A 9,069-nucleotide genomic window follows, 5' to 3' on the forward strand; every position below is an offset into this window, starting at 1 on the left:
TGAACATGATTCTTTATATTGCCTGTTCTGCTATATGGGATGATTTTCAGGTATTGGATACGTTATGGATAAAGCGCTACCAGTCACAGTGATGCCAGCCAATGTGATCGCCAAAGACCTCTTGCCGGGTGACCTGCTTTTTCAACTGCGCTCAGGTGGTGAAGCCGAATGGGTTATCAGCCGACTCTTTGCGGGTCGGGATGGTGCAGCCATTAATCATGTCGCACTCTACGACGGTGATGGTATGGTTATAGAAGCTGTAATGCCCCGGGTGCAGAAAACCGCTTTGGATGACTTTGTCAGCAGCTCAGTTTTAGACAACCATGGCCGACCGTGTGTCCTAGTCTGTCGGCTGGCATCGAGTTTCTCGGCACTGGTACCGGATGCCCTGGCGTTTGCAGAGCAGCAGCTTTCGGTACCCTATGATCCACACTACCGTCAGAATCAGGAAGAGCACCAGAAAAGCTGGTATTGCAGTGAATTAATTGTCCATGCGTTTCGCCATGCCAATAAAGGCATTTTCCTGTTTGAAGAAACACCCATGAGTTTCCGGGATATGGCAACCGGAGAGCTGATGCCGTTCTGGATTGACCATTATCAAGCCATTGGCCAGAAGATCCCGGAAGGGCTTCCCGGCTCACATCCGGCGCTGCTCTCCTGCTCCGACAAGCTAATGTCCATTAATAGTCTTGGATCACTTCCAGCAAAAAGTTGTCAGGATTTATGCAGCCTGGAGCCTGGGTCAACTCTGGCCTGAACCGTTTTCTGATCAGATCGGCACCAGTTTTAATCTAACCTTATTTTATTTCCTGCCTGATAGACTCCTGTCTTAATTTAATCAGTCAGCGGGTAATCTGTGGCAACCACACAATCCCCCTTATTACTGCTGTTGAAACTTTTCTAAAAAGTGAATGTCTGCGCGCAGAGAGAAAATAATTTTCAGTTTGTGAATGAGGTAGTTCCATGGCACCCGAATTTCCCGCTTTGGCTATTCCTGGCTTTGAGGCTGTCATGCAGGATCTGATGGCTGTGGCTCATGATGTTATGAATCGTGATCCAGATGATGATGACATAATCGATATGCTTCCTGCCGTGCCGCAACATGTTGTCCCCTATATTCCTTCCGCCAGACACCAAAATGCTGCACCCAAAAAACTGGAGGAGTTCAGCATTACCTTGCCTGACGTGCCTGATGATTCTCCCCCTCAGGCTTGTGTTCAGGAGCAAAATGAAAAGCCAGCAGGGGCAGAGGCCCCTGAGAGTTCAACAGAATGTAATCCGCCGGATGAGCTTGCTGCACGACGGAAGAAAAAAACACAGCTGACCGACGCTATTCTCGAATTACGACTTGAGTGTTCGAAAATGGAGCGTACATGGGCAACCTGTGTCCCCCGGGTGGATATCGATTCAAAAGAGGCCCAGGATGTGGTTTGCTACGCCACGGCCATGCGCTGCGGTGCATTGAAAAGGTCACTTGTTGGATACTATGCGGCACAACTGGGAAAACAGGTGGAGATTGTTAATGTACAGGCGGAGGTTGTTAATGCACAGGTGGCAAAGGATCATGGCAGACATGCTAATGGTCAGCAGCCTGTGGCTCAACCTGCAACGAGATTACCCAATAACGTCAGTATTTGCGTGGAAGCAATGAAGGCATTGGAGTTAGCGAAAAATGTAACCGCTGTTTATGATCCGGACAAAGAGCCACTTGAGAGAGATGCCAGGCTGGCAGAAACCATCAAAACCTATGAAGCCTATCAAAAAGTAAAAGGACAGTTGGCCGGCTTACAGGCATCCCTGCAGGCGATGAATGAATGATTGCGTCGATTTTATCAAAGTTATGAAATAGACTGATCAGTTATCTATTCTCATCAGTAGAGCCAGACGGCATCCAGATAGCTTATCGTTACTGCAAGGCTTACCACCCGCTGGCTGAAGGAATCCATGAACGCTTCCCAATCATCATTAACCGACCACTCCCTGGCTCAGACCTTACAGAACGACATTGGCCGGGGTGCCAAATCACTCAATCTTGATTTGTCCCCGGTTCAGGCGGATTTGCTGACCCGCTATGTTCTGCTGCTGAACAAGTGGAATAAAGCCTACAATCTTACCGCCATTCGTGATCCCAGAGAGATGGTCTTCAGGCATATTGTGGATAGTCTGAGTATTGTTCCCCATATTTCCGGTGAGGCGATTCTGGATGTAGGCTCAGGCCCCGGGCTGCCTGGCGTGGTGCTGGCGATTATGTACCCCGATAAACAATTCACGACACTGGACAGCAATGGCAAGAAGACCCGCTTCATGCTTCAGGCAAAACTGGACCTTCAGCTCAATAACCTGGCAGTTGCTAATTCCCGCGTAGAGTCTTTTCAGGTGGATGTGCCTTTTGACGCCATTACTTCACGGGCATTCAGCTCATTGGTTAATATGGTAGATGGTACAAAACACTTATTATCGCCTTCAGGTGTTTATCTGGCCATGAAAGGGCTATATCCTGAAGAAGAATTGAAGGAATTGATGGATCGTCACGAAATTGAGCTGGTTGGCTGTGAGCCTTTAAAGGTACCGGGTACAGACGGCGATCGTCATCTTGTCATTTTGCGTAACAGGCATTGAATGGTATTAAACGGCTGTGGCTAAAATTCTGGCGGTAACCAATCAGAAGGGGGGGGTTGGCAAAACCACTTCCTGCGTTAACCTATCGGCTTCCCTGGCGGCCAGTAAGCAGCGGGTACTGCTTATTGATGTTGACCCCCAGGGGAATGCCACCATGGGCAGCGGAATCGACAAACATGCTCAGCAATGGTCCGTTTACCATGTACTGACCGGGCGCTGTGATATCGAACAGGCAATCCTGCCATCCCGGGATGGCGGTTATGATGTTCTGGGGGCAAACGCCGACCTGACGGCAGCAGAGGTTGAGTTGATGGAGATGGACCGCAAGGAATCCAGACTCCATGAGGCGCTTGCCAGGGTTGAAGATCAGTACGACTTTATCATGATCGACTGCCCTCCCTCTCTGAACATGCTGACCATCAATGCCATGGTGGCTGCCCGTGGGGTGATTATTCCGATGCAGTGCGAATACTATGCACTGGAAGGTCTGACTGCCCTGATGGAAACCATTGCGGGCCTGAGGGAAACCATCAATCCCGACTTGCACATCGAAGGTTTGCTGCGCACCATGTATGACCCGAGGATGACGCTGACCACAGAAGTATCGAGACAGCTCATCAACCATTTTGGTGATCAGGTCTATCGAACCGTGATTCCCCGTAATGTTCGACTTGCCGAGGCACCGAGTCATGGTAAGCCGGTACTGGCCTATGACCGGAACTCCCGTGGTGCGGTGGCTTATCTGGCCCTGGCCGGCGAGCTGGTACGCAAGCATGACATCAAGGGGCTTAACGGCAAGTCGACAAGGAAAACAGGAACTCACTGACCCATGGCGAAACAACGTCTCGGTACTAACTTGAATGCACTGCTGGGAAGCGCCAGGCTACCGGCATCCCTGTCCAATGATCTTGCCGGGCCATCACCGGTCAAAGAGTCACTGGATGGGACAATGAAAGACCTGCCCGTTGAGTTTCTGGTGCGTGGCAAGTACCAGCCCCGCCGAGACATGCACCCTGATGCCCTGGAAGAGCTGGCTGAAAGTATTAAAGAACAGGGCATCATGCAGCCTATCGTGGTTCGTCCGGCCGGGCAGAATCGCTATGAAATCATTGCCGGTGAGCGTCGCTGGCGTGCAGCACAGCTGGCAGGCCTTGCGGACGTTCCTGCCCTGATTCGTGATGTTCCCGATGAAGCTGCCATTGCCATGGCACTGATCGAAAACATCCAGCGGGAAGACCTGAACCCAATTGAAGAAGCGATTGCACTTTCCAGACTGCAAAAAGAGTTCGAACTGACCCAGCAGGAAGTGGCCCAGGCCGTCGGTAAGTCCAGGGCTGCCGTTGCTAATATCTTGCGACTGATGGCCCTGAACCCTGAAGTAAAGAAAATGCTGGAATATGGCGACCTGGAAATGGGCCATGCCAGAGCGTTGCTTTCCCTGGGCGAACTGGATCAGTTAGAAGTAGCCCGAACTGTTACCGCAAAAGGATTGTCTGTGCGTCAGACGGAAGCACTGGTTCGCCGAATCCAGCAGGAAAAGGAAAAAGGCGGAAAAACCGTTAAGCGGCTTGACCCTAATATAAAGCAGCTTGAAGATGAGCTGTCTGAAAAGGTAGGGGCCAGGGTCGCCATTCAGTGCAGTGCCAAAGGAAAAGGCAAGCTGGTCATTTCCTACAATTCACTGGATGAGCTGGATGGCGTGTTGGCCCATATCCAGTAAATACCGCTTTTTTATCTCCTCTGCGCTCTTTCCCGGGGCGCATCCCAAGCATAATACTTGATTATCTCCCAGCTTATACCAGACTGGCTATCTGGTTATCTTCAATGATCGACCTGCGCTTTTTCAAATGGATTACTGTTGATTGAAATTCACAAAAAACGCACTTTGGAAGATTTATTATGAATACCGTCTCTCCTGAGGATCTTACGCCCTTCAAATCGGTTCTTCCCTTTCCCGTTGTGGTTTGCGACCACCTGTCAATGCAGTCTGGCAATGCAGGGGAATTCAATGGTCAGTCGGTCGTGTGCCAAAACCCCACAACACAATTGATCCGCTCCCCACTATGCCAGTGCGATATGCTGTTTCGCGACAATGCCGACATTCAGGAATTAGATACGCTGTTACAGAACAGGGTCATTGATATTTACGCCAAACAAGTCCGCGATATATGCCAAACATCTGTATATGGGCCCCATGATACGGTGTACTGGTATTCGCCACTGTCCGTGCATGACCCAAATATTCTGAAGAAACTGCAATGGTATTTGAGTCAGGATGGGGTTGATATCAATCAGCCCATTGACTTTGCAGGGGAAACCCTGGTGCACCAGTTTTGTAAAGCGAGCTGTATCCTTCGGAGGAATAGTCTGAATCGGCCTCGGTACCCGGTTCATCCAGATACCGTAGTTACCTGGCTTTTGAGTCATGGGGCTTCGCTGACGACGGATCGATTGGGCAATACGCCATTACACACTGCCTGCTCCTCTGGTGCTACCCGGGAGCTTATGGCCATATTGCTGAAGAAAGTCAGGGAAAATCCCGAAATCCTTGATGCATTGAACAACAACGACGAAACAGCCCTGTCTGATGCGTTGAGCTCAACTTCCTGGAATGCTATGGCCGTGCTTTTATTGCGGGCAGGAGCCAGTACCGGTGACGTCGACAATTGTGCCCAATACATTCCGATGACGACAATGATCAAAGATCGCAGGCTTGATAGCGAAAAACTGGGGTTGCTTGCCATTCATGGATTAGATATCAGTAAATTTACCAGTGAAGCATCGCTTTTTGTCCGTAAAATGACTATCAAATCCTTCCGTCGTGATATCGAAGTACTTCTCTACTGGATAAAAGAAGGGTTGGCCCTGAATGGTGTTGATGGTGACGGCCAGTCATTGCTTGGGGTGTGTTTCAGTACCTTCGAAGAATATGAAGATAGCGAAGAAGAAGATGAAGAAGATAGCGGGTTTAGCCTGAAGCTGGAATTGTGCAGTTACGTCCTGAAAGTTGCCTACAAATACCATTTTCCAGAAAACATTGACGCTCTGAAAGGCGTTATTTCGGACACATTGGTGGAAACCCGGGCAGAGGATATCGGTAGACTGCTAAAAGGCTATCCGGATGTTTTCTATCTTATTGATGATACGGTCGAAATGATTGCCAGCTATTTGAGTGAACACAATAGAGTGAAGCTTGGCGACTTGCTGGCACAAGCCAGGGCTGAGCACCCCGCAGGGATGAGTCTTCGGCCTTTCATCTACCTGCCCTGTGAGCGTGTTATGCAATCGTGCACCGATGCTTTCATGAAACGTATGGAAACTATGTTCTTCGCACCAACCAGTGATTTTATCAGGGTAAGGTTGGAGCCTGACAGACGTCGTTTTGCAAGAACTGATAGTGACGAGGGGATAGACTCTGATATTGAAGACAGTGATGAGGATGAAGATGAAGATTCTCAAGACAATCTCTCAATTAACTATTCAGATATTCGATTGTACGACTGGCTTTTAGAACATCGGCTTAGATCATTGCGGCAACTGCTGCTGTCACACAAAGAACTTCATAAAACGATCTGCAAACATCAACAGGAGCTGGCTTGCGAGTTATCGGTTGAAAATGAACAGCTGCTTAAGAGATTACTTGGTGAAACGGGTTCAGTGGATGAGCCCGGATGATAAATACGCATTATGAACCTCTGGTGGTGTTCCTGATTGCATAATGGCAACGAGTGTTACAGAACCCTTCTGAGCAACAATGGGAGCTTTCTAATATCTCTCTGACTGTTCATTCAATCCTTCATTAATCGTCAGAGTGTCAATTCTGACTGGTATCTACAACAATCTTTATAAACATGGTGTCATCTTTAACGTATCCATGTTCCAGCCTGGAGAGTGCCAGGAGCTGAGGGTTGCCACAGGGAATGTTACTTGGCTTTATTGGTCGTTGAAAAGATGAGGAATTCGGGTCGGGGGAGAAAGCGTCAAACTTGTCATCTACACCATACTGATCGAGGATCATAAAAGTAATTTTGTGTTGAAACGGCCAACGCTGAATAGCATCATAGTCACCTTTCATTAAAGCCAGAAACAAGCTGATATGAGTGCCTTTTCCTGATCCCTCACCATTCAGGTAGACCCTTGCTCGCATTTTATACCCGAATTCGCTGGTACAGAATGGCTGTGAATAGATGGACTCCCGGTTGCGATTGATAGCCTCCATCCGTTTGGCTGCAAATCCATCAATCTTCCATACCAGGGTACCGTTCCAGGATGCTGTTTTGTCCTGTAAGGCATTGACTTTAAGGGTTCCAGCCACCTGAGGCAAAGTAGCGGGATCAACATCCCTGAGTTGACTCATCAATTGAAGTGCATTGGTAATGTCGTTTTTGATATCAGCAATAGCGAGACGATTTTCTTCAGTCTGAGATTCTATATTATTGTAGAGTTGCTTAAAGTCAGGCGGTAACGAGGTACTGGGAGACGTTCTCAGCGCCTGAAGTTTTGCGTTAAATTCCCGGGTAATTTGTTGCATTTGCTGTTTCATTAATTCCATATCTTTATCCAGTGATGCCATCCTGTTTTGGATAGATGGTTGTGGCTTTGTGAGTAGCCATTCCAGCTTTTTTATCTCATCAACAAGCTGATCTATCCTTCGGGCATCCTCTGAACGATCGTGTTGAAGCATTCTTATCCTGTCTTTCAGGGGAATATTTTTACATTTGTCGAGATGACCCTTGATATCGTTATAAGACCCGCGCCATGTACAACCAGTGTTTCCATAGGTGGTGTTTGAAGGGCATTGACTTTGATAAACAAATTTTATTTCCCGGGTTGAATTGGTGTCCGGAAAAAGGGAGTCTTTATCTATAGGGCAACGGTAGTCAGATAAATCACCCGGGGGGAAGTTTGGTTGTTTATACTGCTCATGGTGTACGCAATGACGACACAGCAAATGCCCTTGATAGCATTGGACTATGTCTCCGAGGATGTGATCCCTGCTACAACGTTCTACATTTAGGTACGATGGGGGCAGCTCAGTGATCATCCTGACACCACGGTGGAAAAAAGTGTTGATGAGATCTGGAGGAAGCCCAGAGGAATTATTTGTCGCTGGATTGTCAGGGAGGGCTCTACCAGAAAGCATCGCAGTAAATGACGGAAATGGCTGGGCGGCTTGCATTTGAATTTCCTGTTATCACGTTCAAGCCCCTTGGATCATGAAACAGGATGAAAAGTTTCAGGCAGTAATGTTTTTGTCGTGAAAAATTCCTGAGTCCGGCGCAGCCAATCAAACGGGCGGTGTGTTCATAGACTGGCTCATAAATACTACCTAATATTTTATCAAATCGGTTGTTCTAGGTGATTGTACGTAAAACGACTGTCGCTTATTGATTAAAGTCAAAATTTCTCTATCATGCACCTCTCTTCCACGGACTGACCCAAACGGTCATCCACGGATCAGCAGAATGAATCATCATCGCTGACCGGGAAGTGCGGTTTGAAAATGGGTTGTTTGGATTGAATGAAAAACAATCGGTTGACAAATCAAACTGGTGCGGTAAGATGCGCCTCCGCTGACAGGGCTTGAGAGCAACGTTAGCGAGTTGGAAAGCTTCTTTCTTCTTCTGAAAAATGATCGCTTGACAACGAAAGTCGCCACGGTAAGATAGGCGGCCTTGCTGATCGGCACTGACTGCTGAATCAGCGATTAAATCACCACGATTTAATCAGTTCTTTAACAAGATATCAGACAATTCGTGTGGGCGCTTGTGCGATTGCATCGGTAACAAAGCTTCGGCTTTGAACACTTTAAGATGCTTAATTGATCAAGCGAACATACCTGTAAATTCATGTACGTTTAATTGTGACATTGAGCCGTTGTTTTGTTCTCCGGAATAAAATGACAAAACGATTTAAACTGAAGAGTTTGATCATGGCTCAGATTGAACGCTGGCGGCAGGCCTAACACATGCAAGTCGAGCGGTAGCGGGAAGAGCTTGCTCTTTGCCGACGAGCGGCGGACGGGTGCGTAACACGTAGGAATCTGCCTGGTAGTGGGGGATAGCCCGGAGAAATCCGGATTAATACCGCATACGCCCTACGGGGGAAAGGAGGGGACTCTTCGGAGCCTTTCGCTATCAGATGAGCCTGCGTCGGATTAGCTTGTTGGTGGGGTAAAGGCCTACCAAGGCGACGATCCGTAGCTGGTCTGAGAGGATGATCAGCCACACTGGGACTGAGACACGGCCCAGACTCCTACGGGAGGCAGCAGTGGGGAATATTGCACAATGGGCGAAAGCCTGATGCAGCCATGCCGCGTGTGTGAAGAAGGCCCTAGGGTTGTAAAGCACTTTCAGTGGGGAGGAAAGGTTGAAGGTTAATACCCTTCAGCTGTGACGTTACCCACAGAAGAAGCACCGGCTAACTCCGTGCCAGCAGCCGCGGTAATAC

Annotated in this window: 7 protein-coding genes and 1 rRNA gene (1 of these 8 only partly in view); 7 read left to right on the plus strand and 1 reads right to left on the minus strand. The window is 48.4% G+C overall.

Going from position 1 to position 9,069, the window contains the following annotated elements:
* Positions 1 to 64 precede the first annotated feature (64 nt).
* The 6 genes from ACO6UX_RS02425 (at position 65) to ACO6UX_RS02450 (ending at position 6,294) form a co-directional block, all read left to right on the plus strand.
* A complete protein-coding gene (locus tag ACO6UX_RS02425) occupies positions 65 to 757 on the plus strand; it encodes a YiiX/YebB-like N1pC/P60 family cysteine hydrolase (protein WP_422444523.1) in 693 nt (230 codons plus the stop codon).
* Positions 758 to 963: 206 nt separating this feature from the next.
* The gene (locus ACO6UX_RS02430; protein ID WP_422444525.1) at positions 964 to 1,818 is read left to right on the plus strand and encodes a hypothetical protein; all 855 of its coding nucleotides are present in this window, start codon (positions 964 to 966) and stop codon (positions 1,816 to 1,818) included.
* Positions 1,819 to 1,944: 126 nt separating this feature from the next.
* Positions 1,945 to 2,619, plus strand: coding sequence for a 16S rRNA (guanine(527)-N(7))-methyltransferase RsmG (rsmG, locus tag ACO6UX_RS02435; RefSeq protein ID WP_422444527.1), 675 nt, complete (start codon positions 1,945 to 1,947; stop codon positions 2,617 to 2,619).
* 16 nt (positions 2,620 to 2,635) lie between these two features.
* Positions 2,636 to 3,445: a ParA family protein gene (locus tag ACO6UX_RS02440; protein WP_422444529.1), complete on the plus strand. Its 810-nt coding sequence runs from the start codon at positions 2,636 to 2,638 to the stop codon at positions 3,443 to 3,445.
* Positions 3,446 to 3,448: 3 nt separating this feature from the next.
* Positions 3,449 to 4,339 (plus strand): ParB/RepB/Spo0J family partition protein, encoded by an 891-nt coding sequence (locus tag ACO6UX_RS02445; RefSeq protein WP_101747000.1) that lies wholly within the window; start codon positions 3,449 to 3,451, stop codon positions 4,337 to 4,339.
* 179 nt (positions 4,340 to 4,518) lie between these two features.
* Positions 4,519 to 6,294 carry an ankyrin repeat domain-containing protein gene (locus ACO6UX_RS02450; protein WP_422444532.1) on the plus strand — a complete coding sequence of 592 codons (1,776 nt, stop codon included), beginning with the start codon at positions 4,519 to 4,521 and terminating at the stop codon, positions 6,292 to 6,294.
* A 139-nt stretch (positions 6,295 to 6,433) separates the two neighbouring features.
* Here ACO6UX_RS02450 and ACO6UX_RS02455 read toward each other — a convergent pair whose 3' ends face one another.
* Positions 6,434 to 7,303 (minus strand): hypothetical protein, encoded by an 870-nt coding sequence (locus tag ACO6UX_RS02455; RefSeq protein ID WP_422444534.1) that lies wholly within the window; start codon positions 7,301 to 7,303, stop codon positions 6,434 to 6,436.
* A 1,230-nt stretch (positions 7,304 to 8,533) separates the two neighbouring features.
* On the opposite strand from ACO6UX_RS02455, the gene ACO6UX_RS02460 reads away from it, so the two are divergent.
* Positions 8,534 to 9,069: ribosomal RNA gene (locus ACO6UX_RS02460) — 16S ribosomal RNA — on the plus strand (it continues 1,007 nt past the right edge of the window).

This window comes from Endozoicomonas sp. ALB091 (genome assembly GCF_049310265.1).
GTDB lineage: Bacteria > Pseudomonadota > Gammaproteobacteria > Pseudomonadales > Endozoicomonadaceae > Endozoicomonas.